Origin of the sequence: Cryobacterium sp. Hb1 (genome assembly GCF_004403585.1) — a bacterium.
Classification (GTDB): Bacteria; Actinomycetota; Actinomycetes; order Actinomycetales; family Microbacteriaceae; genus Cryobacterium; species Cryobacterium lyxosi.
This window is the reverse complement of sequence record NZ_SOHI01000033.1, coordinates 70,259-97,080: the sequence shown is the minus strand read 5'-3', so window position 1 is coordinate 97,080 and position 26,822 is coordinate 70,259. Positions and strand designations below refer to the sequence as shown.

The 26,822-nt window shown below is 64.1% G+C and carries 27 protein-coding genes, 1 tRNA gene, 2 pseudogenes and 1 riboswitch; of the genes and pseudogenes, 20 read left to right on the top strand and 10 right to left on the bottom strand.

The genetic code is table 11. The features are described 5' to 3' along the window. The coding region (locus tag E3T38_RS14725; RefSeq protein WP_198417361.1) for a hypothetical protein at window positions 1-354 on the bottom strand (354 nt) is incomplete at its 3' end. A 473-nt stretch (window positions 355-827) separates the two neighbouring features. Then, window positions 828-927: riboswitch (TPP riboswitch) on the top strand. Here E3T38_RS14725 and thiD point away from each other — a divergent pair. Continuing rightward, window positions 910-1,755, top strand: a pseudogene (gene thiD / locus E3T38_RS14720) (bifunctional hydroxymethylpyrimidine kinase/phosphomethylpyrimidine kinase); the annotation flags it as partial. (Overlaps the previous riboswitch by 18 nt.) A gap of 68 nt (window positions 1,756-1,823) precedes the next feature. On the opposite strand, the gene thiE reads toward thiD, so the two are convergent. Beyond that, a complete protein-coding gene (gene thiE, locus E3T38_RS14715) occupies window positions 1,824-2,468 on the bottom strand; it encodes a thiamine phosphate synthase (RefSeq protein ID WP_241984497.1) in 645 nt (214 codons plus the stop codon). A gap of 43 nt (window positions 2,469-2,511) precedes the next feature. On the opposite strand from thiE, the gene thiO reads away from it, so the two are divergent. The 6 genes from thiO (at window position 2,512) to E3T38_RS14690 (ending at window position 7,404) form a co-directional block, all read left to right on the top strand. Next, window positions 2,512-3,738 (top strand): glycine oxidase ThiO, encoded by a 1,227-nt coding sequence (thiO, locus tag E3T38_RS14710; protein WP_134548871.1) that lies wholly within the window; start codon window positions 2,512-2,514, stop codon window positions 3,736-3,738. Then, complete coding sequence (thiS, locus tag E3T38_RS14705) at window positions 3,735-3,974, top strand: sulfur carrier protein ThiS (RefSeq protein WP_370449048.1); 240 nt, start codon at window positions 3,735-3,737, stop codon at window positions 3,972-3,974. Before thiO ends, thiS begins: the two co-directional genes overlap by 4 nt. Before the next feature lie 74 nt (window positions 3,975-4,048). Further along, window positions 4,049-4,768: a thiazole synthase gene (locus E3T38_RS14700; protein ID WP_104127199.1), complete on the top strand. Its 720-nt coding sequence runs from the start codon at window positions 4,049-4,051 to the stop codon at window positions 4,766-4,768. Continuing rightward, entirely contained in the window at window positions 4,768-5,925 is a 1,158-nt protein-coding gene (moeB, locus tag E3T38_RS14695) for a molybdopterin-synthase adenylyltransferase MoeB (RefSeq protein WP_134548882.1), read from the top strand. The genes E3T38_RS14700 and moeB overlap by 1 nt, the downstream gene beginning before the upstream one ends. A gap of 117 nt (window positions 5,926-6,042) precedes the next feature. Next, window positions 6,043-6,207: a DUF2207 domain-containing protein gene (locus E3T38_RS16795; RefSeq protein ID WP_146071109.1), complete on the top strand. Its 165-nt coding sequence runs from the start codon at window positions 6,043-6,045 to the stop codon at window positions 6,205-6,207. Between the two features lie 300 nt (window positions 6,208-6,507). Further along, window positions 6,508-7,404, top strand: a complete 897-nt coding sequence (locus E3T38_RS14690; protein WP_134548870.1) for a PfkB family carbohydrate kinase — start codon at window positions 6,508-6,510, stop codon at window positions 7,402-7,404. A gap of 21 nt (window positions 7,405-7,425) precedes the next feature. Here the strand turns inward: E3T38_RS14690 and E3T38_RS14685 are convergent, their stop codons facing one another. Both E3T38_RS14685 and E3T38_RS14680 read right to left on the bottom strand, forming a co-directional pair. Continuing rightward, window positions 7,426-7,998, bottom strand: coding sequence for a HEAT repeat domain-containing protein (locus E3T38_RS14685; RefSeq protein WP_134548869.1), 573 nt, complete (start codon window positions 7,996-7,998; stop codon window positions 7,426-7,428). A gap of 104 nt (window positions 7,999-8,102) precedes the next feature. Then, a complete protein-coding gene (locus E3T38_RS14680; protein ID WP_166805533.1) occupies window positions 8,103-8,549 on the bottom strand; it encodes a GNAT family N-acetyltransferase in 447 nt (148 codons plus the stop codon). A 71-nt stretch (window positions 8,550-8,620) separates the two neighbouring features. On the opposite strand from E3T38_RS14680, the gene E3T38_RS14675 reads away from it, so the two are divergent. From E3T38_RS14675 to E3T38_RS17190, 4 genes and pseudogenes are all read left to right on the top strand, one after another. Then, window positions 8,621-9,067: a MaoC family dehydratase N-terminal domain-containing protein gene (locus E3T38_RS14675; RefSeq protein ID WP_134548867.1), complete on the top strand. Its 447-nt coding sequence runs from the start codon at window positions 8,621-8,623 to the stop codon at window positions 9,065-9,067. Then, window positions 9,064-9,486, top strand: a complete 423-nt coding sequence (locus E3T38_RS14670; protein WP_134548866.1) for a MaoC family dehydratase — start codon at window positions 9,064-9,066, stop codon at window positions 9,484-9,486. Before E3T38_RS14675 ends, E3T38_RS14670 begins: the two co-directional genes overlap by 4 nt. 3 nt (window positions 9,487-9,489) lie before the next feature. Continuing rightward, a complete protein-coding gene (locus E3T38_RS14665) occupies window positions 9,490-10,656 on the top strand; it encodes a UDP-N-acetylmuramate dehydrogenase (protein WP_134548865.1) in 1,167 nt (388 codons plus the stop codon). 114 nt (window positions 10,657-10,770) lie between these two features. Further along, window positions 10,771-10,863, top strand: a pseudogene (locus tag E3T38_RS17190) (DNA-binding response regulator); the annotation flags it as partial. 21 nt (window positions 10,864-10,884) lie between these two features. Here E3T38_RS17190 and E3T38_RS14655 read toward each other — a convergent pair. From E3T38_RS14655 to E3T38_RS14645, 3 genes are all read right to left on the bottom strand, one after another. Next, entirely contained in the window at window positions 10,885-11,739 is an 855-nt protein-coding gene (locus tag E3T38_RS14655) for an ABC transporter permease (RefSeq protein ID WP_134548864.1), read from the bottom strand. Continuing rightward, window positions 11,736-12,680, bottom strand: a complete 945-nt coding sequence (locus E3T38_RS14650; RefSeq protein WP_134548863.1) for an ABC transporter ATP-binding protein — start codon at window positions 12,678-12,680, stop codon at window positions 11,736-11,738. The genes E3T38_RS14655 and E3T38_RS14650 overlap by 4 nt, the downstream gene beginning before the upstream one ends. Window positions 12,681-12,760: 80 nt before the next feature. Beyond that, a complete protein-coding gene (locus E3T38_RS14645; RefSeq protein ID WP_134548862.1) occupies window positions 12,761-13,963 on the bottom strand; it encodes a pyridoxal phosphate-dependent aminotransferase in 1,203 nt (400 codons plus the stop codon). Window positions 13,964-14,118: 155 nt separating this feature from the next. Here E3T38_RS14645 and E3T38_RS14640 point away from each other — a divergent pair, with 155 nt between their 5' ends. The 7 genes from E3T38_RS14640 to rplA all read left to right on the top strand — a co-directional run bounded on the left by E3T38_RS14640 (window position 14,119) and on the right by rplA (window position 19,518). Further along, window positions 14,119-14,961, top strand: coding sequence for a UbiA family prenyltransferase (locus tag E3T38_RS14640; RefSeq protein ID WP_134548861.1), 843 nt, complete (start codon window positions 14,119-14,121; stop codon window positions 14,959-14,961). Then, the gene (locus tag E3T38_RS14635; protein ID WP_134548860.1) at window positions 14,958-16,412 is read left to right on the top strand and encodes an NAD(P)/FAD-dependent oxidoreductase; all 1,455 of its coding nucleotides are present in this window, start codon (window positions 14,958-14,960) and stop codon (window positions 16,410-16,412) included. Before E3T38_RS14640 ends, E3T38_RS14635 begins: the two co-directional genes overlap by 4 nt. 292 nt (window positions 16,413-16,704) lie before the next feature. Then, window positions 16,705-16,777, top strand: a tRNA-Trp gene (locus E3T38_RS14630). Window positions 16,778-16,817: 40 nt separating this feature from the next. Beyond that, complete coding sequence (gene secE / locus E3T38_RS14625) at window positions 16,818-17,090, top strand: preprotein translocase subunit SecE (protein WP_104200344.1); 273 nt, start codon at window positions 16,818-16,820, stop codon at window positions 17,088-17,090. 103 nt (window positions 17,091-17,193) lie between these two features. After that, window positions 17,194-18,168 carry a transcription termination/antitermination protein NusG gene (gene nusG / locus E3T38_RS14620; protein ID WP_134548859.1) on the top strand — a complete coding sequence of 325 codons (975 nt, stop codon included), beginning with the start codon at window positions 17,194-17,196 and terminating at the stop codon, window positions 18,166-18,168. A 123-nt stretch (window positions 18,169-18,291) separates the two neighbouring features. Next, window positions 18,292-18,723: a 50S ribosomal protein L11 gene (gene rplK / locus E3T38_RS14615; protein ID WP_092106326.1), complete on the top strand. Its 432-nt coding sequence runs from the start codon at window positions 18,292-18,294 to the stop codon at window positions 18,721-18,723. A gap of 105 nt (window positions 18,724-18,828) precedes the next feature. Continuing rightward, window positions 18,829-19,518, top strand: a complete 690-nt coding sequence (rplA, locus tag E3T38_RS14610) for a 50S ribosomal protein L1 (RefSeq protein WP_104192468.1) — start codon at window positions 18,829-18,831, stop codon at window positions 19,516-19,518. Window positions 19,519-19,599: 81 nt separating this feature from the next. On the opposite strand, the gene E3T38_RS14605 is transcribed toward rplA, so the two are convergent. From E3T38_RS14605 to E3T38_RS14595, 3 genes are all read right to left on the bottom strand, one after another. Beyond that, on the bottom strand, window positions 19,600-21,033 hold the full coding sequence (locus tag E3T38_RS14605) for a gamma-aminobutyraldehyde dehydrogenase (RefSeq protein ID WP_134548858.1): 1,434 nt from the start codon (window positions 21,031-21,033) through the stop codon (window positions 19,600-19,602). A 278-nt stretch (window positions 21,034-21,311) separates the two neighbouring features. Then, window positions 21,312-22,139 carry an ATP-binding cassette domain-containing protein gene (locus E3T38_RS14600; protein WP_166805532.1) on the bottom strand — a complete coding sequence of 276 codons (828 nt, stop codon included), beginning with the start codon at window positions 22,137-22,139 and terminating at the stop codon, window positions 21,312-21,314. 337 nt (window positions 22,140-22,476) lie between these two features. Next, window positions 22,477-23,958 (bottom strand): helix-turn-helix transcriptional regulator, encoded by a 1,482-nt coding sequence (locus E3T38_RS14595; RefSeq protein ID WP_104196844.1) that lies wholly within the window; start codon window positions 23,956-23,958, stop codon window positions 22,477-22,479. A gap of 263 nt (window positions 23,959-24,221) precedes the next feature. Here E3T38_RS14595 and aceB point away from each other — a divergent pair, with 263 nt between their 5' ends. Together aceB and E3T38_RS14585 are read left to right on the top strand one after the other, a co-directional pair. Next, a complete protein-coding gene (gene aceB, locus E3T38_RS14590) occupies window positions 24,222-25,895 on the top strand; it encodes a malate synthase A (protein WP_134548856.1) in 1,674 nt (557 codons plus the stop codon). 249 nt (window positions 25,896-26,144) lie between these two features. Further along, window positions 26,145-26,699, top strand: a complete 555-nt coding sequence (locus tag E3T38_RS14585) for an alternate-type signal peptide domain-containing protein (protein WP_241984501.1) — start codon at window positions 26,145-26,147, stop codon at window positions 26,697-26,699. Window positions 26,700-26,822: the final 123 nt, after the last annotated feature.

Here is a 26,822-nt window from a genome sequence, read left to right as displayed (position 1 = left end):
GAACTCCCCAAAACTCAGACCGTGCAAGTACAGAGTCGCGCCGGTAACCTTTTCTCGCTCGAGAACCTGTGTGGGGCCGACGATGTGACCGCGGACGGTATAGGTTTTCCCGTCGCTGGCGCAGGCCACCATTGAACGATTGACATTCTCCACCTCGAAGGAAACCGGCAGGCTGGTGACAGCATCAGCCTTGATCCTGGAGCCGTCTTGGTTTGCAGCCGCAGCAGACGTCGGGGGCGTCGCCGCGTTGATTACGCTGGTCGTGCCCAGAAACAGCGCCACCACGGCAACAACTGCCAGCGCCGATCTGCTGGGACGAAGACGTTTCTTAACGGATGCATTGGAACGTGACACGGTGTTCTCCAAACGAAAGTGACAGGGCTCCAGTCATCACCGCGTAGCGCGTGGGATGGGGCCGTCTTGCAAAAGGACACCCCTCGACAACGAGATCATGTGCGGGGCGCGGGGCCAGTACTTGGGTAAGCCGGCGAACGGGTGAGGCACTTTTCGTCAGCGTAACCCGAACGGGGGGTGCCTACAAGAGGTGCCCGAGGAATCACCGATGCGGCATGACCGACAGCGGGGACATTGCGCCGGGCTCAAGCGCGCCGCACGACAAGCGTCGCCCTCACCCTGCGTGGTCGGGCGGCAATCGACGGCCACCTGGCCGCGCTTCCGTGAACTAGCGGGGTAAAGCTGCCGGGACCTTGCACGCGGATCGGTCGACCTATGACTGCGCCGGCGCTCTACGAGCGTGCGTCAGTGCATGAGCGACACTACGTAGCAATAGCGGCGGTTGTGCGCTGGATGTGCGCGCGTATAGGGTGATCCTTGACACGGGGTGCCGTACATAGTGTGCGTGCTGAGATCAATACCCGTCGAACCTGTCTAGTTAGTACTAGCGAAGGAATGTCACGGATGACTGATCAAACTTCCCAGCTCGCGCTGCGGCAAACGCCTCGAATTCTGAGTATCGCCGGAACCGATCCGACCGGCGGCGCCGGGATTCAAGCCGACCTGAAGAGCATTGCGGCCAACGGCGGCTACGGCATGGCGGTAATCAGTGCTCTGGTCGCGCAGAATACGCGCGGGGTGCGCTCGGTACACACCCCGCCTGTGGCTTTTCTGCGCGCACAATTGAACGCCGTGAGCGACGATGTGACCATCGACGCCGTCAAGATCGGCATGCTCGCGCAACTTGACGTCATTACCGAGGTGCGGTCCTGGCTCGTGGAGTGTCGACCGCCCGTGGTGGTGCTCGACCCGGTGATGGTGGCAACGAGTGGCGACCGGCTGCTTGACCGCTCAGCCGAGCAGGCGCTGCGCGACCTGATCCCTCAGGTCGATCTCGTCACGCCCAACGTTCCCGAGCTGGCTGTTCTGCTCGGGGAGCACCCGGCGGCCACCTGGGCGGAGGCCCTGGAGCAGGGCGGAAGGTTGTCTGCTCGCACCGGTGTCACCGTGCTGGTCAAGGGCGGCCATCTCAACGAAACCAGCTGCCCGGATGCCCTGGTCAACACCCAGGGGTTACTGTCGCACAGCGTGGTCGAGGTCGCGTTGCCGCGTATCCGCACCAGGAACACGCACGGCACCGGATGCTCGCTCTCCTCGGCCATGGCCACGGTGCAGGCGAGAACCGGTGACTGGGCGCAGTCCCTCATCGAGGTCAAAGACTGGCTCCAGGACGCCCTGGCCCACGCCGACGACCTCGAGGTCGGCCAGGGAAATGGCCCGATTCACCACTTTCATCAGCTGTTCGCCCGTGCAACAGCAGCATCCACTCTGACCGCAGGCGTGCGATGAACGCGGTACGGTCGGTGGGGCTAGCCGAGCGGCGGGAGGCTGGCGAGCAGACGCTGCGCGGCATCCGTCGGGTCGTCGGCGTCGGTGATCGCGCGCACCACCACTACCCGGGTGGCGCCGGCGTCGACGACTTGGTCGATGTTGCCGAGGTCGATGCCGCCGATGGCGAACCAGGGGCGCTGGCTGCCGACGGTGGCGCTCTGCGCGGCCGCATAGCGCAGCAGGTCGGTTCCGACCGCTGCGCGGCCAGGTTTCGTTGGCGTAGCCCAGACCGGACCGACACAGAAATAGTCGAGGTTATCGGCGGTGACGGCGGCATCCACTTGCTCGATGGTGTGCGTGGACAGGCCGATCCGCGCAGCCGTGCCGAGCAGTGTGCGGGCGGCAGGCAGCGGCAGGTCAGTCTGGCCGACATGAAAAACCGGCGCACCGGAGAGGCCGGCGATATCCGCTCGGTCATTGACCGCCCAGAGCCGGGCGTGACGGTCGGCGACCGTGCGCAGAACCTCGAGATAGTCAAGTTCCTCGGCCGCGTCAATATTCTTATCGCGCAGTTGGATGATGTCGACCCCGCCGGCGAAGGCGGCATCCACAAAGTCGGCGAAATCGCCGCGATCCTTTCTGGCATCGGTGCAGAGATACAGCCGGGCGGTGATGGGGTCCATGCGACCAACCCTAAGGGGCGCTGCCGTGGCATCGGTGCACACCATGAGTGAGCGGGGAGCGCAGCGAACAGTTGATGTTGCCGTCATTGGCGGCGGCGTCATCGGGCTCGGCATCGCCTGGACGCTGGCGCATTCCGGCCGTAGCGTGGTCGTCATCGACCCCGACCCGGCCGGCGGCGCCACCTTCGCTGCAGCCGGAATGCTCGCCGCGGTGAGCGAACTGCACTATCGGGAAGAGGCACTGCTTGACCTTATGCTTGCGTCCTCGAAGTTGTATCCCGACTTCATCGACTCGCTCGGAACCGATAGCGACGCTACCGGATACCAGCGAACGACAACCCTGAACGTGGGCGCGGACGCGGCCGACCGGCAAGCCCTCGCTGACCTGCGTGCTGTGCAGGTGGCCAATGGATTGGGTGTCGAGCCCCTCACCGTGCGCGAAGCGCGGGTGCTTGAACCGCTGCTGAGCCCCCACGTCTCCGGCGCTTTTTTGGTGGAACAAGATCACCAGGTCGACCCGCGACGGCTCACCGAGCGCATCCAGTTCGCGCTCACCGCCCTCGCGCCAAACGGTCAGGACGCCGTGATTCGGGTGCGTGCGCGTGGATTACTGCACGCCGATGCCACGGATGTCTCCTCGCGCGTTACCGGTGTCGCCCTGGCTGACGGCAGCTCGATCCAAGCCGCCGAGGTGGTCGTGGCCAATGGGCTCTGGGCGGGCGAGTTGGACGGGCTTCCTGAGCACCTGCGCCTGCCGCTTCGCCCGGTGTACGGGGACATACTTCGATTGCGGGTGCCCGAGCATCTTCGGCCGCTGCTCACCTGCACGGTGCGCGGGTTGGTGCACGGGGTGCCGGTCTACCTGGTTCCGCGCACCGACGGAACGCTCGTGATCGGAGCCACCCAGCGCGAAGACGGCTCGGGCGTGGTCTCGGCCGGCGGCGTTTATCAGCTGTTGCGTGATGCACAGGCTCTGGTGCCGGCGGTCAGCGAGTTGGAGCTGATCGAAACGACCGCTCGGGCTCGTCCGGGAACGCCGGACAATGCACCGTTCCTCGGCCGTGTCGGGTGTTCAAACGGTGACATCGCCGGCCTCATCATTGCCACCGGATTCTTTCGTCACGGTGTACTGCTCACCCCGGTCGCAGCCCAGTACTGTCTGCAGCTCATCGAGGGCATCGCAGACGATCGGTGGCGAAACTTTCGGCCCGATCGATTCTCGGCGAGCCGAGAGTCCGCATCCGCTTCACTGAAAGGAGGCCTATCGTGACCGTAATCATCTCCGTCAATGGCCAAGAACGAACCGTATCCGGCGGCACCGTGACCGACCTCGTAGCCGAGATCACCGGGCGACCCATCGAAATAGGCGGCCATGCAGCCGACGGAGGCCGCCTTGGAGTAGCCGTGGCACGAAACGCCGCGATCGTTCCCCGCAGCCTGTGGTCGACTACCGGGCTGACGGCGGGCGATGAGATTGAAATTGTTTCTGCAGTCCAGGGAGGTTGACCGTGCAGACCGCACACTTCACGAACACTGACAGCCTGGTGATTGACGGCGTGGCGCTGACCTCTCGCCTGATCATGGGCACCGGGGGAGCGCCGAGTCTCGATGGCCTCGGTGAAGCACTGCGAGCGTCGGGAACCGAACTCACCACGGTCGCCATGCGGCGGCACAGCGCAGCGACCACCGGTTCACTCTTCGAACTGTTGGTCGAGAATTCCATCCGCGTGCTGCCGAACACCGCCGGCTGTTTCACCGCGCGCGATGCGGTACTGACCGCCGAGCTGGCTCGGGAAGCCCTCGAAACCGACTGGATCAAGCTCGAGGTCATCGCCGACGAGCAGACCCTGCTGCCCGATGCGGTCGAACTGGTGGAGGCCACCGAGCAGCTCGTTGCGCGGGGCTTCAAGGTGTTCGCGTACACCAATGACGACCCGGTGCTCGCGCTCCGGCTCGAACACCTGGGCGCTGTGGCCGTGATGCCGCTCGGGGCGCCGATCGGCACCGGGCTCGGTATTCTCAACCCGCACAATATCGAGCTGATCGTGGCCCGCGCCGGTGTTCCCGTGGTGCTCGATGCCGGAATCGGTACCGCCTCTGACGCTGCGCTAGCGATGGAATTGGGCTGTGATGCAGTGCTGCTGGCCACCGCCGTGACGCGCGCGCAGAACCCGCCGCTCATGGCCGATGCATTCAAGCACGCCGTGCTGGCAGGCCGCAGGGCCGCCCAGGCCGGCCGCATTCCGCGGCGCCAGCACGCGCTGGCGTCGTCACCGATGGCCGGGCGGCCCGACCTGTGATGCGGATACCGGTGCTCGCGCCGCTCGTCGAACCCGGGGAGGAGCTCACCGCAGCCGAGCGCGAGCGGTATTCGCGCCACATTCTTATTCCCGAAATCGGAATGCTCAGCCAGCGACGGCTGAAAAATGCGCGCGTCCTCGTAATCGGCGCCGGCGGACTCGGCTCTCCGGTGCTGCTCTACCTCGCAGCCGCCGGGGTAGGCACGCTCGGCATCGTCGATCACGACACCGTGGACCTCAGCAACCTGCAGCGCCAGATCATCCACGGCACCTCAGGCCTCGGTCACTCGAAACTGGAATCGGCAGCGGCCGCGGTCGCCGAGCTCAATCCGCTGGTCACGGTGCACCAGCACGACGTCTGGCTTACCGCGGTGAATGCCCTCGACCTGTTCGCCCAGTACGACCTGATCGTCGACGGCGCCGACACCTTCGCCACGCGCTACCTGGTCAGCGACGCTGCCGCGATGCTCGGCAAACCCTGCGTCTGGGGATCCATCCTGCGCTTCGACGGGCAGGTCAGCGTGTTCTGGAACCGGCACGGACCCACCTACCGAGACCTGTATCCGGAAGCCCCGCCAGCGGGCTCAGTACCCAGCTGTGGCGAAGGCGGAGTATTTGGAATGCTGTGCGGAACGATCGGCTCGACGATGGTCGCCGAAGCCGTGAAGTTGATCACCGGGGTCGGGCACACACTGCTTGGCCGGGTCGTGCTGTTCAATGCGCTCGAAGCGACCTGGCGCGAAATCAGCATTGCGCGCGACCCCGCGGCCGAAGCGATCACCGCGCTGATGGACTACGAGGCGTTGTGCGGGACATCGAGCCTGAATGACGATGCGATTTCCGTGCAGGAACTCGCCGTTATGCTCGGGGCTCGGCAGCGGGGCGAGATCGACTTCGACCTCATCGATGTTCGGGAACCAGAGGAGTACGAGATCGTACACATTGCCGGGGCGCTACTCGTGCCGCAGGGCGCCATCCTCTCCGGCGAGGCGTGCCTTGCCCGGGACCGCGACGTTGTCGTGCACTGCAAGGCGGGCCCGCGCTCGGCTGCCGTCTGCGCCGAGCTGCAGCGGCAAGGCTATGAGCATGTGCGCCAGGTTGAGGGCGGCGTTCTGGCCTGGGTGAAAGAGATCGAGCCCACGCTCTCGACGTACTAAAGCGCGCGGTCGCGACACGAAAGCAGAGGCCATATGTGGCATCTGCTTTCTACCCCCATAAGGGGGTAGTATCGCGCCAATCGGGGATTTCCCGCGCATGAAATGAAAGGTCGGACTATGAACCCGTTACTCATCATTGTGGCCATTGTTGCGGTGGTGCTGCTCATTACCGGAGGTCTGGTGCAGTCGCTTCAATTTCTGCTCTGGGTCGGTATCGTACTGGCGATCATCGCGGTGATCATGTTCCTGATGCGATCAATGTCTGGACGCAAGAGCGCCTGACGCGACATGGTGCCAGAGCAGCCGGTAGAAGGAGAATAAACTCCTTCTACCGGCTTTTTCTTTGCGCAAACAAGCTGTTGCCGAGTTGATACAGATGACAGCAGATACAGCCCTGACAACGCTGGCGGTGCTTTCCCGGGGCTACACCTGCTGTAGTGTCGAGGCACTTAATCGAGTGGGAGATCAATCGTTGCGCCGTGCCCCCGGCTGACCATGCGGCAGGTCGCCGCACTCGCCGGTGTCACCCCTACATCGTGCCGAATGAGCTCATCGCTCGCGGCTCCGAAGAGATTGGACCCCATGCCTGAACTCAACGCCCCTTCCCGTGTCGTCGTCGTCGGTGACGCCCTGATCGATGTGCTGCGTGACTCCGAGGCGAGTCGGGAATTCGCCGGCGGTGCAGCCCTGAACGTGGCGGTGGGTTTGGCCGTACTCGGGGTGCCGACGACCCTGATCGCGATGGTCGGTGACGACGCTGACGGAGTGGTGCTTCGGTCCTTCCTCGACCAGTACGGCGTGCAGCTGATCGCGACACCGGGCCCGTTCGGGTCTTCCCGGGCCGTGTCGGATCGCACCGATGGCGAACCCCGCTACTTCTTCAACGACGCCGCCAAAGCGCGCCGGATCGAGTTCGGTGCGGCCGAGCGGGCCGCGCTGGTCGCCGCCGCCGTCGTCGTCGTGAGTTGTTTTCCATTCGACGACACCGCGCAGACCGAGGCGTTCATCGCCTGCGTCACCGACCCGGAGCACCGCCTCGTGATCGACCCGAACCCGCGGGCCGGCATGCTGCACGACGGACCGCGGTTCGTACGCAACTTTGAAGCGCTCGCCGCGCGCAGTCTGCTCGTGAAGGTCGGCGACGAAGACGCCGACCTTCTCTACGACAGCACGCTCGACGAGCTGCGTGAACGACTCGTCGAGGGGGGCGCGCAGACGGTGCTGGCGACAGCCGGGCGGCTCGGTGCTTCCGTTGCGTTCGAAAACAATGGGCTGGTCAGCGTTTCGATCGCCGAGCTTGACGGCCCGATCGTTGACACGATGGGGGCGGGGGACGCAACGCTGGCGGCATCCGTTTGCACCATCGTGAACGACGGGGTGCCGCAGGATTCCACGGCGTGGAAGTCGCTGCTGGCCGACGCCATGCTCACCGCCGCGGCGACCTGTCGGCACGAGGGAGCACTGCTCCACCGGCCGTAGTGAGCGGATGCCCGGGTCGGGTCAGGCCTCGGGCTCGGTTTCGGGCTCGGTCAGCTTGAGCCGGGAGCGAATGGCGTCGCGGGCCTGCTGGGCGGCGCGGCGCACCTCCTTGTCGGAGTCGCGCAGGCGCACCTCGATCGTCGCGATGTTGTCGGCGGTGCCCTGGTCGGCGAGGGCGTGCAGCGCGGCGGAACGCACGCGCGGGTTCTCGTCGGTCGTGAGACGTACGAGCTTGGGTACCACCTGCAGGCCGCGCAGCAGCACAACCTTGGCGCACATTTCGCGCACGCGCCACGCTTGATTGTTCAGGCCGACGACGATGTACGGCGCGGCCTGCTCTCCCCAGACGTGCAGCAGTGCACGGGCGCCCCACAGCTCGGGCCAGTACAGGGCGGGTGCACCCTCGAGGATGCCGAGCGCGTGGCGCCCACCGGCGTAAAGCAGAAAGTCTTTTCCGGCGTTCTTGGCGCGCAACAGGGCCACGGCATTGTCGATGACGACGTTCTCGCCGTAGTGCGTGACGGCGGCGCGAATGCGCTCATCGGTCGGCAGATCGATCGGAAGGTCGGGGTGCGGAATCAATTTGTTTTGCATAGCCCTCTAACGCTACCTCCCCTCCGCAGTTTCCAGCCCGCGAGAGCGCAAAAAGTGCCCGATTGCGAGTGTCAAACAGGCACTTTTTGCGCGCTTGCGAGCTGTTAGGAGAGGAGCAGCTCGAAACCGGAGGCCTGCTCGTAGATGCCGTAGTTGCCGATGTCGACGAAACCGAGACTGCGGTAGAGGGCGAGTGCTTCGGGCTGCGCATAGCCGGTTTCCAAACGCATCCGCTCGTAGCCGAGATCTCGGGCCAGCGATTCCAGCTCGCGCAGAATCGTCTTCGCGTGGCCCTGGCGGCGGTAATCGGGGTTGGTCCACATGCGCTTGATCTCGGCGGTGGTGGCGTCGTACTGGCGGAGGCCGCCGCCGGCGACCGTGGTGTCACCGTCGACGAGCACGAGAAATCCTCCGCCGGGCGGATCGAACTCGGCCCCATCAACGTCATGCACAGAATCGCCATCGCCGTATCGGGTCTCGTATTCACGGTGCAGGTCAAGCAGAAGAGGGGCTACTTCGGGGTCACCGAAGCGCACGGATACACATTTCACGCTTAATAGTGTGCGCCTTGTCGCGGTGCGCTCCTGACAATCGGCGGGATCTCTCTGAGTAGACTCGATGGGTGTCAGTGAACCCAGAGTTGCAGGGGCGGGTCTTTCCGCCGGTCGCCCCGTATCTAGTCGGCCGTGAAAAGGTGCGCGAATTCTCCCGCGCCGTGTTCGCGACCAACCCGATCAACCACGATCCCGAAGCGGCCCGCGCGGCCGGCCACGAGGACATCGTCGCCCCGCCCACCTTTGCCGTGGTCGTGCAGGAGGCCACCCTGGCCCAACTTCTGGCCGAACCGGATGGCGGCATCGACTTCACCCGCGTCGTACACGGCGACCAGCGCTTCAGCTACACCCGGCCGATCATCGCCGGCGATGAGCTCACGGCAACTCTCGCGGTGACGAGCATCAAGAGCCTCGGTGGCCACTCGATGGTGACCGCCGAGTCCACCATCGTCGACGCCGCGGGCGCCCACGTCGTCACCGCCATCTCCACCCTCGTCGTCAGGGGAGACGAATGATCCCTGTTGTGACCGCTCTTACGATCGGCGACGTCGTCGCCGAGGCGAGTTTCGCCCTGACGCGCGATTCCCTCGTGCGCTATGCCGGGGCATCCGGTGATTTCAATCCCATTCACTACCGCGATGATGTCGCGCAGTCAGTGGGATTGCCGGGTGTGCTCGCCCACGGCATGCTCACCATGGGGCTGGCCGTGCAACCCGTCGTCGACTGGGCCGGCGACCCGGCCCGGGTTCTCGACTATCAGGTGCGGTTCACCCGCCCGGTCTTCGTCGACGCCACTGCTGGCGCGACCGTGGCGGTCGTCGCCAAGGTCGGCGCCGTCGACCGTGAAACCCTCATCGCCCGCATTGACCTGACCGTGACGTTCAACGGCGCGACGGTTCTCGGCAAGGCGCAGGCGCGCGTCAACCTGGCCTGAAAGATGATCGAACCCGTTGCGCTCAGTACCCTCACCACCTTTCAAATCGGTGGGCCGCCAGTTGCACGGGTGGCACCGGTCACAGAGCAGGACCTCATCAACGAGACCCTCGTGGTCTGGGGCATGGCTGAGAACTGGTTGCTGCTCGGCGGCGGCTCCAACGTCGTCGTCGCCGACGACGGCTTCGACGGCATCGTCATCCACGTCGTAACTCGCGGTGTCGAGGTGCTCCGCAGCGAAATCACGAGCGAAGCGGATGCCGTCACCGGGCCGACCGATTGCGTGCGACTGCGCGTACAGGCCGGCGAACCGTGGGACGACCTCGTCGCCTACAGCGTGGATCGCGGCTGGTCCGGTATCGAGGCGCTGTCGGGTATTCCCGGATCGTGCGGTGCCGCCCCGGTGCAGAACATTGGCGCCTACGGCCAGGAGCTCGCGGACAGCCTCGTCGCCATTGACTTTCTCTCCTATGAAACCGGCGAGGTCGAACGACTCGAGCATGCTGAGCTAGGCCTCGGCTACCGCACCTCCGCGCTCAAACAGGGGCTGCGCGGCGTCGTGCTCGCGATCGAGCTGAAGCTGCACGACACCGCGGCCGAGGCATCCGTTTTGGGAAGCGCCCTCGGTCAACCGTTGAAGTACGCCCAACTCGCCGGGGCCCTCGGTGTTCAGCTCGGCGACCGGGTGCCGCTGCAGGTTGTGCGCGCCACCGTTCTGGGACTGCGGGCCGACAAGGGAATGGTGCTCGACCCGAGCGACCCCGACACCTTCAGCGCCGGTTCGTTCTTCACCAACCCGATCGTGACCGAGGCATTTGCCCGCTCGCTGCCGATGGATGCGCCGCGCTGGCCGCTTGCGGCGGAGCCGACTGATCGTATTATTCCGCTTGAGGAATATAGGGGGGTCGGACCTGTTCCCGGTGAGGAACCCGTGCGTTTGGTCAAGCTCAGCGCCGCCTGGTTGATCGAACACGCCGGGGTCAGCCGCGGCTTTCGCCTGCCGGGGTCGAGAGCGGCTGTCTCGAGCAAACACACCCTGGCTTTGACGAATACCGGCGGGGCTACCGCTGAGGAAGTCGCCGAACTGGCCCGGTACGTACTCGGCCGGGTGCAGGCGGAGTTCGGGGTGAACCTGCAGCCCGAGCCGGTGCTGGTGGGGCTGACGCTCTAGCGTCACAGCGTGGACGGCCCGACGATCATGGCGTAGCTCGTGATCGGGGCAAGGGCGGCGCTGTTCGTGCTGGGCGACCAGACACGTTGTCGCCGACCGCAGAGAACGACCGCCGTTGAAATGCATGTCTCGTCCGTGCTGCGCAAGCTGCAGTTGTCGAGTCGGCACGAACTGACCGCCTGGGCACTCGAGCGCAAATTGCTCTAGCGCCCGGGCGTCAGGCCAGGCTCACGCGTCGCGCCGAATCCAACGAAACGTCACCCGGCTCAGCACGAGCCCCAGCACCAGCCAGATGCCGAGAGCGCCGGCCACCCAGGGCAAATCCCAGGTACCGCTCTGCTCGGCAGCCGCGAAGCTTTCCGGAAGAAAGACCGAACGCATGCCCTGCGCCATCCACTTGAGCGGAAAGATGCTCGCCAGGTTCTGCATCCACTCCGGCAGCGTCGTGAACTGCAGATAGACGCCCGAGATGAATTGCAGCACGAGTACCACGGGAGCCACCACGGCCGTGGCGCTGCGCCCCGACCGAGGTACCGCCGCGAGCGCTATGCCGAGAAACGCGCTCGTGATCACACCGAACACGAACACCCAGGCAAAAGTTGCCCATTTCTCCGGCGCAGTCGGCAGCGCGATATCGAGTACAAGCCGCGCCACGAGCAGCAGGAGGCCGGCCTGAAGAATCGCGGTAACGAAGACCTGCCCGATCTTGCCCAGAAAATAGCTCAGCGGGGACAGCGGAGTGCCGCCGAGGCGTTTGAGGGTGCCGTCGCTTTTCTCGCCGGCGATATCGACGGCGAGGTTCTGCACACCGGAGAGAAGCATGCCGGCGGCGAGCATGCCGGGCAGATAGTAGGTACCCACGCTGACGCCGCCGGTGCCGTCGGGATTCGCACCGATATTGCCGGAGGAGCTGAACGCGGCGGTGAAAATGCCCAGCATGATGAAGGGAAAAAAGAACGTGAACAACAGGGTATCGGGGGAGCGAAAGTACAGGCGTGTTTCATAGCCGATGCGGGACAGGCCGAGCGCGAGCGTGCCGGGAGCCTTGTTCTGCGGGCGGCCGACCGAAACCGTGGCGCTCATGCTCGTACGTTTTTATAGGTGCGTCGGCTCGGCTCCGGCCGGCCGTCATTGGTGGATGCTGCAGCCCCGTTCCCAGCCGGAATTGCCTCGTGTCCACGCACGAGCGACAGATACACATCTTCGAGACTGGGCCGGATCACCTCGAGATCCTCGGGCTCGGCGCCGTTCAAGCTGCGGACGAGCTCGGCCACGACCTGCGCCGGGTGACTCGTACGCTCTTCGCGTACCAGTCCGTTGCCGTCACGCCAGCGCACGACCGGAACGCGGGCATCCGCTCCGCCGATTTTGTCGAGCGGGCCGATGTCGATGAGCTGGCCACCGGCGATGATTCCAGCTCGGTCGCCGAGTTGCGCGGCCTCGTCGAGGTAGTGGGTCGTCAGCAGAATGGTGGTGCCCTCCGCTTTAAGCCCGCGAATCAGGTGCCAAAACTGATGCCGGGCCTCGGGGTCGAAGCCGGTGGTTGGTTCGTCGAGAAACAACAACTCGGGGCGTCCGATAATGCCGAGGGCGACATCCACTCGGCGACGCTGCCCGCCAGAAAGCTTGCTGACGCGGGTTTTCGCTTTCTCACGCAGGCCCGCCGCGTCGATGACCTCGTCGACGTCGCGCGGATGAGGATAGAACCCGGCGAAGTGGCGCAGCTGCTCGGTCACGGTGGCATTGCCGCTCTCGTTGCTGGTCTGCAACACAATGCCGAGGCGGGCCTTCCACTCCAGGCCGCCGCGGTGCGGATCAGTGCCCAGCACGCTCACCTCGCCCCCGGAACGGTCACGATAGCCCTCGAGAATCTCGATCGTCGTGCTCTTGCCGGCACCATTCGGGCCGAGCAGGGCGAAGGTCTCACCGGCCGCGATCGAGAAACTCACGCCGCGTACCGCCTCGACGCTGCCATACGATTTCTGCAGGTCGCGCACCTGCACAGCCGGGGGAGTGGATGTCATAGGTCCAGAGTCCCACTCCCGCGCTCTCCGCACCACCTCCGGTGATCGTCTCCCTCATCCAGCAGCGGACGGATGCCGTACTAGGCGAACAGGCGCTGCAGGCGTTGCACACCCTCGAGCAGGACGTCATCACCGAGGGCATATGACATGCGCAGGAATCCACTCGGCCCGAAAGCTTCACCGGGAACTGCGGCCACCTCGGCCTGATCGAGAATGAGGTCGGCCAGTTCGAGCGACGTCGTTGGGGTCACCCCGCCCCATTGACGGCCGAGCAGGCCGGTCACGTCGGGGTAGACGTAGAAAGCGCCCTGCGGGGTGGGCGTCACGACGCCGGGGATCTGGTTCAGCTCGGCGATGATCAACTTGCGGCGGCGGTCAAAAGCGACCCGCATGGACTCGGCGGCGTCCTGCGGGCCGTTCAGCGCTGCGATTCCCGCGCGCTGCGAGATGTTCGACACGTTCGAAGAGAGGTGGGACTGCAGGTTTGCTGCCGCCTTCATGGCGTCGGCGGGGCCGACCATCCAGCCGAGTCGCCAGCCGGTCATCGCATACGTTTTGGCGACACCGTTGACCAGAATGGTACGGTCGGCGAGCGCCGGAACGGCCTCGACAATCGACACGGCACGAACCCCGTCGTACGTGAGGTTCTGATAGATCTCATCGGAGATGACCCAGAGGCCGTTGTCTTCGGCCCACTGACCGATGGCGCGGGTCTGCTCCAGAGAATAGACGGCACCGGTGGGGTTGGACGGTGAAACGAACAGCAGCACCTTGGTTCGCGGGGTGCGTGCGGCTTCGAGCTGCTCGACGGTCACGAGGTAGCCCTGGTCACTGCCGGCGAAGACGTCGACCTGCACGCCACCGGCGAGGCGGATCGCTTCGGGGTAAGTGGTCCAATACGGGGTCGGCACGATGACCTCGTCACCGGGATCGAGCAGGGTCGCGAAGGCCTGGTAAACAGCCTGCTTGCCACCGTTGGTGACGACGACCTGGTTCGGCGAGACCGCCAGGCTGCTGTCACGCAGTGTCTTGGCCGCGATGGCCTCGCGCAGCTCAGGCAGACCAGCCGCTGGGGTGTATCGATAGTTCCTCGGGTCGCGCACGGCGGTCAGCGCCGCCTCCACGATGTGCTCGGGAGTCTGAAAATCGGGTTCCCCCGCCGCGAAGCTGATCACCGGCCTTCCTGCCGCCTGCAGCGCCTTGGCCTTACCGTCAACCTTGAGGGTCGCTGACTCGGCAATAGAACCGATCCGAGTTGAAATTCGCTTGAGTTCGTGATCCACGTGTTGAGTTTAGCCACCCGACCCGCGCGCGAGCTAGCAACGCCCCCGGCCGAGCCAGCCTTCGTGCCAGCTGCGGTGACGAAGATCTGCCGCGCGCCGGCTGACCCATGAGATGCCCGTAAAAATTGTGTCACCCGCAGGAATAGAGTGATCAAATGATCACCCGCCTGGTTCAGATCTCTCGGCCGGTGCTGTGGGTCAACACCGTCGGAACGACCGTCATCGGCATGTGGTTGATCGGGGATTTGTGGCGCTGGGACATCGTTCCGCTGCTGCTCTGGGCGACCCTGCCATTCAACCTGCTGATCTACGGCGTGAACGATATCTTCGACCAGGAAACGGATGCCCGGAACGACCGCAAGGGCGGCCTCGAGGGGGCTCGTATCCTCGGCTCGGAAACTCGCAGTATTGTGCTCGCGGTCGTGCTGACCAACGCGCCGTTCCTGGCATATTTTTTCATCACGCTGCCGGCGGCCGCGCTCGCCTGGATTGCCGCGTACACGGTGATCTTCATCTTCTACTCGGCACCTCCGCTGCGTTTCAAGGCCCGGCGCTACCTTGACTCGCTCAGCAACGCCGCCTACGCCTTCCCGCTGATCTTCGTACCCCTGGCCCTCGGCACGTCGCCGGTCTGGTCGGCGGCTATCGGGCTGATGGCGTGGAGCGTGGCCAAGCACACCTACGACGCGGTGCAGGATATCGACGAGGACCGCGCCGCCGGAATTCAGACCACTGCCGTCCATCTCGGTGCGCGCGGCGCTACGGTGTGGAGCGGCGTGTGGTGGGCCCTGTCAACCGTGGGATTCGCGCTGATCAGTTGGCCGGTCGCCGCGGTGAATGCCCTCATCGCCGGCTGGCTGGTAATTTCGCTGGGGCGCAGCCCCACACCGGCAACGGCCCGCCGACTGTATCGATACTCGATCGTGTTCCCCTACGTTGCCGGTTCCGTAGCGGGGGCCCAAATCGTGGCAGCCATGTTGCTGGGAGGCTATCCATGACCCGACCACGCTTGAATACATCCCCGCGGCGCATAGTCGTGCTCGGTGCGGGCATCGGCGGGCTCACGGCCGCCGCACTGTTGGCCCGCGCCGGCCATTCGGTGACCGTACTGGAGGGATCCGACTGGATCGGCGGCAAGAGCAGGCGCCTCGAGATTGACGGGCAGCGCGTGGACACCGGACCGGCGCTGGTCACGTTCCCCCCGGTCTGGGAGGAACTGCTCGCTCGCTACGACGCGCTCGGTGCCCGCCGGTCTGCTCCCTCGGAGGCCGCAGCGGTGGCCGGGGTCACGCTGCACAGGCTGCCCGAAGTGGGCCGGTACTTCTACCGGGGAGAAGCAGTCACCCTGCCGGTGCCGGCCGGGCATCCCTGGTACGCGGCCTGGACCCGTTTCGAACGAGAACACGGTGGCCTTGGGCCCCAGCTCACGAGCATGCTCACCGCCGACCCGCTGGATCCGGCGTCGCTGCCGGCCGTGCGCAGCGTGTTTCGCCTGTATGGCACCCGACTGACCACGCGCAGCTTTCTTGACGGCCTGAGCTGGATGCCCGATGGCCTGCGGGAGGTCATCGCCATCCACACCCTCAACGCGGGCGTCTCTCCCCGGCAGACTCTCGCCCTGTACGCGAGTATGCCGGCCATTATGGCCAGGGACGGCGTCTGGGTTCCCGAGGGCGGAGTGAACGAGCTCCCACTCGCATTGCACCGGCTGGCCCTGCACGCCGGTGCCAATGTGCACACCGGCGAGCCCGTCACGTCCGTGGCGAAAGGTTTCGTGACGACGGCATCGGCGACGTACCCGGCCGACGTGATCGTGAGCGGGCTCGACAGCGTGGTGCTCGACGGCCTGCTCGGCGCGCCACCTGCACGGGCGCGGGCGCGCTCGTGCTCGGGGGTGGCCATCTATGCGGCACTCGAGACGTCGCTGCCGGAGGGCACGGCCACGCATTCTGTCGTGCTGCCCGACGACCCGGCCGCCCTGCACCGCAGCCTCGATGCCGGACTCGTGCCGGAGCAGACGATGGCATTCCTGAACTACTATCGCCCGCACGAGGTCTACCCCAACGACCGGGCCACCGTGGCCGTACTCCTCACCGCGCCCGCCGATGGTCGCCACTACGACCTCGACAGCCCGTGGGTGACGCGTGAGGTGGCTCGGGTGAGCGCCGCCGTGGGCCTGGACCGGCCGATCAGTGAGCTGTTCCGCGACCATGTCGTGCTCGACCCGCACTACTTCGGCGGCTGGGGTTCCACTGGCGGAGCACTGTACGGCGCCACCCACCCGCTCTGGCAGAGTGGGCCGTTCCACCGCCCCGGCTACACGAGCCGCGCACGTCCGTGGCTGTGGCGGGTGGGCGCGTCGGTGCACCCCGGCGGCGGTATCCCGGCTGTGCTCGGCGGGGCCATGACCGCGATGCACAAGCTGATCGGCCGCCTCGATGCTCCGTGATCCCAGCTGCTGGCTCTACGTTCACCTGAGAAAATAAAACCCGGCGGGTCGGGTGGAACTGGATCAATCGATGAAGACTCACTTCTTCGGAAGGTGCGCGCTCAAGGGTTCGTGTGCCAAGCTGACGGGGAAGCAGTGGTTCGCCCCTTGGGCTTGTTCGCCTCAGCTTTACAGTGGCCGGTCCGTGACCTAGACTGGTTCCGGTAGTTGAATTCCGCCATGCTTTTCTGCGCCTTTTTCCACGTGTTTCTACTTGGTTGAAGTCCAGGCGGCTTTGCGAGTTCGCTTCCATAGGGTGGTGGCTCAATTGGTAGAGCAGCGGTCTCCAAAACCGCAGGTTGCAGGTTCGAGTCCTGTCCGCCCTGCACATCGGTAGAATTCTTCCGATCATGAGAGGTGAAACAGGTGGCCCGAAAAGTTGTCGACGAACCTAGTGAGGAAGTCGTCGCGAACGCCCGAATTGCCCGCGAGTCCAATCGCGGTCCATTCGCTCGGTTGTCCCTGTTTATCAAGCAGGTTTTCGCCGAGTTGCGCAAGGTCGTCACTCCGACTCGTAAAGAGTTGCTGAACTACACCGGTGTCGTACTCGTCTTCGTGATTATCATGATGGCTATCGTCTCGGCTTTCGACTGGGTCTTCGGACTTGCCGTTCTCTACGTGTTCGGAACGCCGGGTTAAGAGAGCCCCACCGGCATCCGCTTTGGCGGAACGCCTGCATTACCGGCATGGAAACGTGTCCAGACAACTTGCACACGTAGAACAAATTAGGGATTGAGATTTAGTGACTGAGACGAAGCACGACGATGTCGACTGGGCCACTGCCGCCGAGCAGTCCTCTGAAGAAGACGAGGCACAAGAGGGCAACACCCTTGCCGCCGACGAAGACTCCGTAGAAGCTGCCGAGCAGGCGGCCTTGCACGTCGTCGGCGAAAGCGACGATGTCGAGGTCAACCTCGATGCCGCACTCGACGCCCTCGCTGAATCCCCCGATCCCGAAGCTGATGCCATCGTCGATGACGCCCTCGACATCGATTCGGCCGAAGAAGCCGAGGCCTCCGTCGAAGCCGTCGAAGACGAAGACGAAGACGACCTCGTCACGGCCGACGCTGGCGTCGAGACCGAAGCGGATGCCGACGCCTCGATCGACCCGTATGAAGCCTTCCGCAAGGAACTTCGTTTTCTGCCGGGCAAGTGGTACGTCATTCACTCCTACGCCGGATTCGAACGTCGGGTCAAGTCGAACATTGAAAACCGTAAGCAGTCCATGGCGATGGAAGACTTCATCTACCAGTGCGAAGTTCCCATGGAAGACGTCGTCGAGATCAAGAACGGCCAGCGCAAAATGGTCACCCGTGTGCGCATCCCGGGCTACGTGCTCGTGCGTATGGACCTCGACGAGGACAGCTGGTCGGTTGTTCGCCACACCCCCGGTGTGACCGGCTTCGTCGGCAACGCCCACAACCCCACGCCGCTGCGCTTCGAAGAGGCCTTCGGCATGCTCAAGGGACTCGTTGAGATTGTCGAAGCCCCGGCCAAGGCTGGCGGCGCCCCCGGAAAGTCGGCGCAGCGCGTCATCGCGGCCGAGGTCGACTACGAAATCGGCGAAACCATCACGATCAAGGAAGGTTCGTTCGCGGGCCTGCCCGGTTCGATCAGCGAGATCAAGCCGGAGAGCGGCAAGCTCATCGTGCTCGTCTCCCTGTTCGAACGTGAGACCCCGGTCGAGCTCAGCTTCGACCAGGTCACCAAGCTCTAATCAATCAGAACGGATGCCCCGCCAGGGTCATCCACGCTGGTTTCCCAAAACCACCGGGGCCCATCCGGGCCACCGGGAGAGCGGCCCTCGGGCTGCTCGCACATCAATACGAAGGACAACACAATGGCACCGAAGAAGAAGGTTACAGGTCTGATCAAACTTCAGATCAAGGCCGGCGCAGCCAACCCCGCACCGCCCATTGGGCCGGCACTGGGTCAGCACGGCGTTAACATCATGGAGTTCTGCAAGGCCTATAACGCGGCGACCGAAGCTCAGCGCGGCAACGTCATCCCCGTCGAGATCACCGTCTATGACGACCGCTCATTCACGTTCATCCTGAAGACCCCGCCCGCAGCGGAGCTCATCAAGAAGGCCGCCGGCGTCGCCAAGGGCAGCGGTACCCCGCACACCGTCAAGGTTGCCAACCTCACTCAGGCCCAGGTCCGCGAGATTGCTGAAGCGAAGATGGTTGACCTCAACGCCAACGACATCGACGCCGCCGCGAAGATCATCGCCGGAACCGCCCGCTCCATGGGCATCACGGTCAGCGCGTAAGCACACCCCACATCAGCGCCTCATGGCGCCTGTGCACCCTTAGCAATTAGTGGAAGAGCCTGCCAGGCTCGCACCACACTCTGAAGTACATACAGGAGATTTCACATGGCAACCAAGTCAAAGGCGTACCGCGCCTCCGCCGCCAAAATCGGCGAAGACAACGTCTTCACCCCGGCCGAGGCCGTAGCCCTCGCCAAGGAGACCGGCTCCGCAAAGTTCAACTCCACGGTTGAGGTCGCCCTCCGCCTCGGCGTCGATCCTCGCAAGGCCGACCAGATGGTTCGTGGAACCGTCATCCTCCCGCACGGCACCGGCCGCACCGCCCGCGTCATCGTCTTCGCAACCGGCCCTGCCGCCGAAGCCGCTATCGCAGCCGGCGCCGACGAGGTCGGTGGCGACGAGCTCATCGAGAAGGTAGCCGCCGGCTACACCTCGTTCGACTCGGCCGTCTCCACCCCCGAGCTCATGGGTAAGGTCGGTCGTCTCGGAAAGGTGCTCGGCCCGCGTGGTCTCATGCCCAACCCGAAGACCGGAACCGTGACGCCCGACGTCGCCAAGGCCGTTTCCGACATCAAGGGCGGAAAGATCGAATTCCGCGTCGACAAGCACTCCAACGTGCACTTCGTCGTCGGCAAGGCCTCTTTCTCGGTCGAGCAGCTGAATGAGAACATCTCCGCCGCGCTCGAAGAAGTTGTCCGTCTCAAGCCGAGCTCATCCAAGGGCCGTTACATCACGAAGGGCGTCGTCTCGACCACCTTCGGTCCTGGCATCCAGCTCGACGTCAATAGCATCTAAGGCTCAAAGAATCTCAGCATTCGCTAGAGCAAGAAGCAGGGCTCGTCTTCGGACGGGCCCTGCTTCTGTTAACGGATGTCGCTAGCCGATGTAGCTCATGACGTGCTTGATACGGGTGTAGTCCTCAAGGCCGTACAGGGAGAGGTCCTTGCCATAGCCGGAGTGTTTGAAGCCGCCGTGCGGCATCTCCGCCACGAGGGGGATGTGCGTGTTGATCCAGACACAGCCGAAGTCAAGGTTCTTGGCCATGCGCATCGCGACACCGTGGTTCGAAGTCCACACCGATGAGGCGAGGCCGTATTCCACGTCGTTGGCCCAGGCCAGCGCCTGGGCTTCATCACTGAACTTCTGCGCGGTGATGACCGGGCCGAAGATCTCGTTCTGCACGGCCTCGTCGCTTTGAAGCAGGTCGGCGACGATCGTGGCTTCGTGAAAGTAGCCCGTGGTGCCCTGTCGGTGGCCGCCGAGTGCGAGGGTGGCGTGGTCGGGCAGACGGGAGATGACACCCTCGACCCGAGCGAGCTGCTCGGCACTCGAAAGGGCACCGAACAGGATGCCGTCATCGCGCGGGGCGCCCGTGCGGGCGTTGTCCTTGGCGTAGGCCGCGAGTGCGGCCACGAACTCGTCGTGGATGCCCTCCTGCACGAGCACGCGGGTAGCCGCGGTGCAGTCCTGGCCGCCGTTGTAAAACGCGGCGGCTGCGATACCCTCAACGGCCTGCTGAATATCGGCGTCGTTGAACACGATGACGGGCGCTTTGCCACCGAGCTCGAGGTGTACTCGCTTGAGATCGAGGGCGGCGGTGCCGGCGACCTCCATGCCGGCGCGCACCGAACCGGTGATCGAGACGAGCTGCGGTGTGGGGTTGGCGACAAGGGCGCGACCCGTGTCGCGGTTTCCGGTAACGACGTTGAAGGTACCGGCAGGCAGAAATTCGGAGGCAATCTCGGCCAGCATCAGGGTGGAAACCGGGGTCGAATCGCTCGGTTTGAGCACAACGGTATTGCCGGCGGCGAGGGCCGGAGCGATCTTCCAGATGGCCATCATCATCGGGTAATTCCACGGAGTGACCTGGCCGACGACGCCGATCGGCTCGCGCCGCACAAACGACGTGTGGTCTTTCATGTACTCGCCGGCGGCTTTGCCTTCGAGCAGGCGGGCCGCCCCGGCAAAGAAGCGCACCTGGTCGATCATGACCTCGATCTCGTCGCCCACGATGCCGGCGCGCGGCTTGCCGGTGTTCTCGCACTCGGCGTCGGCGAGTTCCTCGGCCCGCGACTCGAGCGCGTTCGCGAACCCCAGTAGAGCGAGCTGGCGTTCGCTCGGGGTGGTCTGGCCCCAGGTTTCGAATGCGGTGGCGGCGGCTTTGTAGACACCGGCTACGTCGCCCTCGGTCGAGATGGGGGTGCGCGCAAACACCTCCTCGGTGGCCGGGTTGATGATATTCAATTGTTCACTGGCCGAGGACGACGTGTAGTCCCCGTTGACGAAGTTGCGGAGTTCACGGATAGACATGTGGTCCTTTCGAAAAACCGAGGAGACGGTACGTGCGGCGGTGCCCTATCGTGACGATATCGCACATCATTCGAAATATAATCTTGAATTCACCGAGCCACGCGGAACGGGCGATCGATCAAACCGACGCCCGGGCAGGCGCTAGAGCGGTACCCGGCAAGTGGATTCCTCACGTCGCCGAGTGGGTCTCCCACCGGGCGAGACCGTGGTGGCGGGCCTGCACGAGGGTGCTGTGCGGGGCATCCGTTTTCAGCACGAAGCTTCTTCCAGGCGCCCAATCACAAGGCGGTGCACCCCAGTGACTCATTCTCGGACGCGTGGAGCATCGCGCGGGTGTACGGATGCTTGGGGGAGCCACACAGGTCGGCGACCGACGCGTATTCAACAATCGCACCGGTACGCACCACAGCAACACGATGGCAGATCTGGGCCGCCACGTGCACCGAGCGTGTCACGATGATCATCGTCAACTTGTGTTTGCGCTGCAACTTGCTCAAGAGCTCAAGAATGTCGAAGCTGTCAGATGCGTTCAGGGAGTCGGTCGGGTCGTCGGCCACCAGCAGATTCGGGCTGCCGGCGAGGGCATGGGCAATGTGCACGCGCCGTGCCAGGACCGCCGACACATCGCGCGCGTAGGCGGTAAAAGTATGTTCCGGATTTTCGACACCGGCCTGGCCCAGCAGATCCAGCGACCGTTCGTAGGCGGCCGGTTTCGACAGACCTCCGCGGGAACGCAGCAGTGCGGCGAGCTGGGTTCCCACCGTCATATTCGAGTCGAGGCTGTCCCGTGGGCTGCGCGGCAGGTACGCGATTTTGGTGTCGTGCAGCCGAGAGAAAGATCGTGGCGGCAGTCCGACCAGTTCGACGCCGTTGTACAGAATCGATCCGGATCGGATACTCGCCGGGGCAGGAAGTACACCGGCGATGCTCTGCGCGACTTCGAGGGCTCCAGAAGACGCATCGCCAACCAGCCCGATGACCTCGCCGCAGGTGATGGAGAGCGAGATGCCGTGCACCAAACGCCGTGCGTTCACGTGCGCCGCCGACGAAACCTGAAGCCCGCGCACATCGAGCAGCGCTGCGGAGCGAAACCAGTGTGATGGCATGGGCGCGGTCGTTTCGGCCGGCGGGGGAGATTCAACCTGATCGTGCGGCTCGTTCGTCCATGGCTTCACCGACGGGATTCCCGCGTGCACGGCACGGTTGAGATGACGCAACACACTGCGAGCGTCACACATTGTCGGCTCGCATTTCAGTAGGTCGAGACGAGCGGCGACGCGTAGGACAAGCCCAACCGACAATCTCTGGTGCGTGGTGCCGCAACAAGGCCACTATTTACAGAGCGCTTAGTTACGTCATAGTAATGGTATCGAAAAGTATTACCGACGACGTACCGGTTTGTTGAGTGAGCGCGGATGGGCATCCGTAGGTTCCGTGGGCAGATTAGTGCGGTGAGTGCGCCTCAAGAAATTCGTACACCTCGGTCTGGTCGACGCCGGGAAAGGTGCCGGTGGGCAGCGCGGCAAGCAGGCTCGTCGGGGTGCGTGCGGCCGGCCAGGATTGGCCGGCCCAGCGAACGGCCAGATTGTCGGGAGCGCGGCGGCAGCAGGATTCGTCGGGGCAAAGGGAAACGGCGCGGTTCGCCGTCTCCCTACCTCGAAACCATTTCACGTGAGCGAACGGCACGCCAACGCTCACCGAGTACTCGCCCTCTTTGGCTTTCTCGATGCGGGAGGTACACCAGAAGCTGCCAGCTGGCATGTCCGTGTATTGATACCAGGCGCTGAACCGGTCTTCGACGTCGAAGACGGTACGAGCCGTCCAGCTGCGGCAGACAGTGGTGCCCTCGACCGCGCCCAGTGCGTCGCTCGGGAACCGCACGTTGTCGTTTTCATAGGCCTTGATGATCGTGCCGGACTCGTGCACCTTCATGAAATGCACGGGAATGTCCAGCCGCGCCGTAGCAAGGTTGGTGAAGCGATGAGCGGCCGTCTCGTAGGAGACCGCGAAGGCATCACGCAGGTCTTCCATGGAGATGCGCCGCAGGGTTTTGGCCTCGGTCAGCATGCGCACCGCGTCCCGCTCTGGCAGCAGGATAGCGGCGGTGAGATAGTTGGTTTCCACCCGTTGGCGTAGAAATTCAGCATAATTTTTCGGCTCTTCGTGCGCGCAGAGGTGGCTTGCGAAGGCCTGCACGATCGGCGAGCGGGAATCTCGCGATGCCGAATGCTGGGTGGGTAGGTAGATGCGCCCGTTGCGCTTGTCGGTGACCGACCGGGTGGAGTGTGGTAAATCGTTCACATAGTGCAGCGAAAAACCCAGGTGGGTGGCCATGTCGGCGACGAGCTGCTGCGACACCGGACCGCCGGAGTGCCCGACTGCGGTAAGCAGCTCGAGGGCCTGCGCCTCCAGCTCGGGAAAGTAGTTATCCTGCTGACGCATGATCTGGCGCAGCGCTGAATTGGCCCGTCGTGCCTCCTCTGGAGTCGCCGCGCGTTCGCGGTTGAGCCGGTCGATTTCATTGTGCAGGCTCAGGATGGTCTGCAGTGTTTCGTCGCTCTGGCCTTTGCTCACTCGAATGCGGGGGAGTCCCAGGGCCTGGAATACCGGCCCGCGCTGGGCGCGCTCGACCGAGATTTCCAGGGCAGCACGCTCGGAGGGGGCATCCGTTCGCATCAGATCCTCGACGGTGGTGCCGAGGGCGAGGGCGATCGTGCGCAGCATGGAGAGACGCGGTTCGCGCTTGCCGTTCTCCATCATCGACACCTGCGACGGTGCGCGGTCGATCGCGGCAGCGAGGGCGTCGAGCGTCATGCGCCGCGCGGTACGCAGCTCCCGGATACGACGCCCCAGCGTGAGCGCGTCAAGTTCCGGTTCATCACTGCTGAGAGAGGAGAGCGCGGCGAGGGCTTCTGCGGGGACCATAACGTCAGTGTCGCAGATCGCAAAAGTTTCCACAATCAGAAGAACAAGGTTTCTTCTGCCCAATTATTATGGTTTGACCCGGCCCCGGTCGGGCAGAGTAAAGGCACAGGCAAGTACCGCTGTCGAATCGTGATGGCACACCCCTACACTCGCTCATTCGGCCGAAGCAGAACAGCTCCACCCTCCCGCCACCTGAGATCGGGCGAACCGCACCAATGGCTCGACCGCTGTCACTACCACCTACTTTCGCAAGGAGCCAGATCATGAACACCCCGAATCCCACCCTCGATCAGGCGGTCAGCTCTGCTACCGTGAAGACGAGCACCGGCAGCTTCGCCACGATTCGTCCGCACCTCGAGGTCACTGGCCCGCTCGGAGACCGCTACGACGAGATCCTCACCCCGGATGCCCTCGAATTTCTCGCCGAGCTACACGAGCGTTTCGCCGGAACCCGACACGACCTGCTCGCCGCTCGGCTGCAAACTCGAGTGGATACCGCGAATGGTCGCGACCCCCGGTTTCTCAGCGAAACCGAAAGTATCCGTTTGGACCCGACCTGGAGCGTTGCCGGAGCCGGACCTGGCCTGGAGGATCGCCGGGTGGAGATCACCGGCCCGACCGACCGCAAGATGGCTATCAATGCCCTCAACTCGAGCGCCAAGGTCTGGCTCGCCGACCAGGAGGACGCCACAAGCCCGACCTGGACCAACGTGATCGAGGGCCAGCTGACCCTGTTCGATCAGGTGCGCGGTCAGCTCAGCTTCACAAGCCCCGAAGGTAAGAAGTACGAGGTCACGAACGAGTCGACGCCGACCATCGTGGTGCGTCCGCGCGGCTGGCACCTCGTTGAAAAGCACATCACCTTCGTTGATCGCGCCAACCGCCGTATGAAGTCCTCGGGAAGCCTCATCGACTTCGGGCTGTACTTCTTTCACAACGCTCAGAAGCTCATTGAGAACGGTACCGGCCCGTACTTCTATCTGGCCAAGCTGGAGAGCCACAAGGAAGCGCGCCTCTGGAACGACATCTTCACCTACGCCGAGGAGCGTTTGGGCATCGAGCACGGCACCATCCGTGCCACGGTGCTGATCGAAACGATCCAGGCCGGCTTCGAGATGGAAGAAATTCTCTACGAACTGCGCGACCACTGCGCCGGTCTGAATGCCGGACGCTGGGACTACATCTTCAGCATCATCAAGACTTTCCGGTCCCGGGGCAGCCGCTTTGTTTTTCCCGACCGCAAGCAGATCACCATGACAGTGCCCTTTATGCGGGCGTACACCGAATTGCTCGTCGCCACCTGCCACCGTCGCGGAGCCTTCGCCATCGGCGGGATGAGCGCCTTCATCCCCAACCGCCGCGATCCGGCGGTCACCGATCAGGCTCTCGCCCAGGTCGCCGCGGACAAGAAGCGTGAAGCCACCGACGGTTTCGACGGTTCCTGGGTTGCCCACCCCGACCTGATCCCGACCGCTCAGGCCGAGTTCGACACGGTTCTCGGCGACCGCCCGAACCAACTCGAGCGCACCCGCCCCGATGTGAGCGTGACAGCCGCCCAGTTGCTGGACGTTGCGTCGGTCGGCGGCCAGATCACCGAGGCGGGCGTGCGGGGCAACGTACTCATCTCTCTGCGGTATATCGAGTCCTGGCTGCGTGGGGTCGGCGCCGCGGCGATCGACAACCTGATGGAAGACGCCGCTACGGCGGAAATTTCCCGTTCGCAGCTTTGGCAGTGGATCCACGAGAACTCGGTCACCGCCGAGGGGCGCCGGATCGACTCTGACTGGGTTGAAGAGGTGCTCGACGAGATCGTCGACGGCCTCGAGCGTACGCCCACCGACCGCTTCGACGACGCACTCACGGTGCTGCGTACCTCAGCGCTCGAGCCCGAGTTTCCGACCTTCCTGACGGTCGGAGCGTACGCCCGCTTCTTCTAACTCATTCGACGTTCGCGAAAACGGGCAGACAAGTACTTCACCCCGGCATCATCACAGGGGTGAAGTACTTGTCTGCCCGTTTTTCGTGAAAGAAGACCCATCGTTCCATCCCCCAGTCTGGGGGGGCTTGGCCACCCAACGGGGGTATACATGAGAATCTCTCATCTCTATTGTTCTGAATATAGATGATGAATAAAATTCATCATCTCACCTTGGGACTGACAATTGAGAGGCACAATCGTGAACAAAATGCTCAAAGGATCCATCGCTGGCGCTGCCGGCGTTGCTCTTCTCCTTGGCGGCGCGGGAACCTTCGCGCTGTGGAATGGCGACGCGGCGATCGCCGGTGCAACCATCACCGCTGGCACGCTGACGGTCGAAGCATCGGAGGGCACCTGGAGTGACGGTGCGGGCCCCATCGACCCGACAGAGTACTTCATTGTTCCAGGCGACACGCTCACCTATGCCACCGCACTGACTGTGAACGCGCAGGGCGACAACCTTCAAGCGAACCTGAACGTCCCCGAAGGCTCGATCGCGGCCAGCGACGGCACCGCCGAACAGGACGTGGCGCTAAACGCGGCTCTCAAGGTGACGACCACGCTCACCACCGATGTTGACGGGGTAGCGGTGGAGAGCCCCGCCGCGGACGGTCCCTTTGCAGTCAACGCGTCGGACGGGACTCAGGAGTACCTCGTGACTGTCACGGTCCACTTCCCGAGCGATGTCGAAGGTGACGACGATGCGCAGGCCGGGAGCGTCGATCTGTCCGAGTTCGACGTCACCCTCACGCAGACCCCCTAGGACCTCGGCGCTCCACGAAAGGAGAGTCGCGTGAAATCGCAGGTGCGAGCGCGACTCTCCCCGTGGACTCCGGTTGGCCGGAATGTCGTTCAAAAATAAAAATCGGCGATTGAACAACTGTCG

Coding starts and splice junctions, on each gene's coding strand:
- thiE (WP_241984497.1), bottom strand. CDS start 2,468: ATGGACCCCATCACCGCCCGGCTGTATCTCTGCACCGATGCCAGAAAG.
- thiO (WP_134548871.1), top strand. CDS start 2,512: ATGAGTGAGCGGGGAGCGCAGCGAACAGTTGATGTTGCCGTCATTGGC.
- E3T38_RS14700 (WP_104127199.1), top strand. CDS start 4,049: ATGGGCACCGGGGGAGCGCCGAGTCTCGATGGCCTCGGTGAAGCACTG.
- moeB (WP_134548882.1), top strand. CDS start 4,768: ATGCGGATACCGGTGCTCGCGCCGCTCGTCGAACCCGGGGAGGAGCTC.
- E3T38_RS16795 (WP_146071109.1), top strand. CDS start 6,043: ATGAACCCGTTACTCATCATTGTGGCCATTGTTGCGGTGGTGCTGCTC.
- E3T38_RS14690 (WP_134548870.1), top strand. CDS start 6,508: ATGCCTGAACTCAACGCCCCTTCCCGTGTCGTCGTCGTCGGTGACGCC.
- E3T38_RS14685 (WP_134548869.1), bottom strand. CDS start 7,998: ATGCAAAACAAATTGATTCCGCACCCCGACCTTCCGATCGATCTGCCG.
- E3T38_RS14670 (WP_134548866.1), top strand. CDS start 9,064: ATGATCCCTGTTGTGACCGCTCTTACGATCGGCGACGTCGTCGCCGAG.
- E3T38_RS14665 (WP_134548865.1), top strand. CDS start 9,490: ATGATCGAACCCGTTGCGCTCAGTACCCTCACCACCTTTCAAATCGGT.
- E3T38_RS14655 (WP_134548864.1), bottom strand. CDS start 11,739: ATGAGCGCCACGGTTTCGGTCGGCCGCCCGCAGAACAAGGCTCCCGGC.
- E3T38_RS14650 (WP_134548863.1), bottom strand. CDS start 12,680: ATGACATCCACTCCCCCGGCTGTGCAGGTGCGCGACCTGCAGAAATCG.
- E3T38_RS14640 (WP_134548861.1), top strand. CDS start 14,119: ATGATCACCCGCCTGGTTCAGATCTCTCGGCCGGTGCTGTGGGTCAAC.
- E3T38_RS14635 (WP_134548860.1), top strand. CDS start 14,958: ATGACCCGACCACGCTTGAATACATCCCCGCGGCGCATAGTCGTGCTC.
- rplK (WP_092106326.1), top strand. CDS start 18,292: ATGGCACCGAAGAAGAAGGTTACAGGTCTGATCAAACTTCAGATCAAG.
- rplA (WP_104192468.1), top strand. CDS start 18,829: ATGGCAACCAAGTCAAAGGCGTACCGCGCCTCCGCCGCCAAAATCGGC.
- E3T38_RS14605 (WP_134548858.1), bottom strand. CDS start 21,033: ATGTCTATCCGTGAACTCCGCAACTTCGTCAACGGGGACTACACGTCG.
- E3T38_RS14600 (WP_166805532.1), bottom strand. CDS start 22,139: ATGCCATCACACTGGTTTCGCTCCGCAGCGCTGCTCGATGTGCGCGGG.
- E3T38_RS14595 (WP_104196844.1), bottom strand. CDS start 23,958: ATGGTCCCCGCAGAAGCCCTCGCCGCGCTCTCCTCTCTCAGCAGTGAT.
- aceB (WP_134548856.1), top strand. CDS start 24,222: ATGAACACCCCGAATCCCACCCTCGATCAGGCGGTCAGCTCTGCTACC.
- E3T38_RS14585 (WP_241984501.1), top strand. CDS start 26,145: ATGCTCAAAGGATCCATCGCTGGCGCTGCCGGCGTTGCTCTTCTCCTT.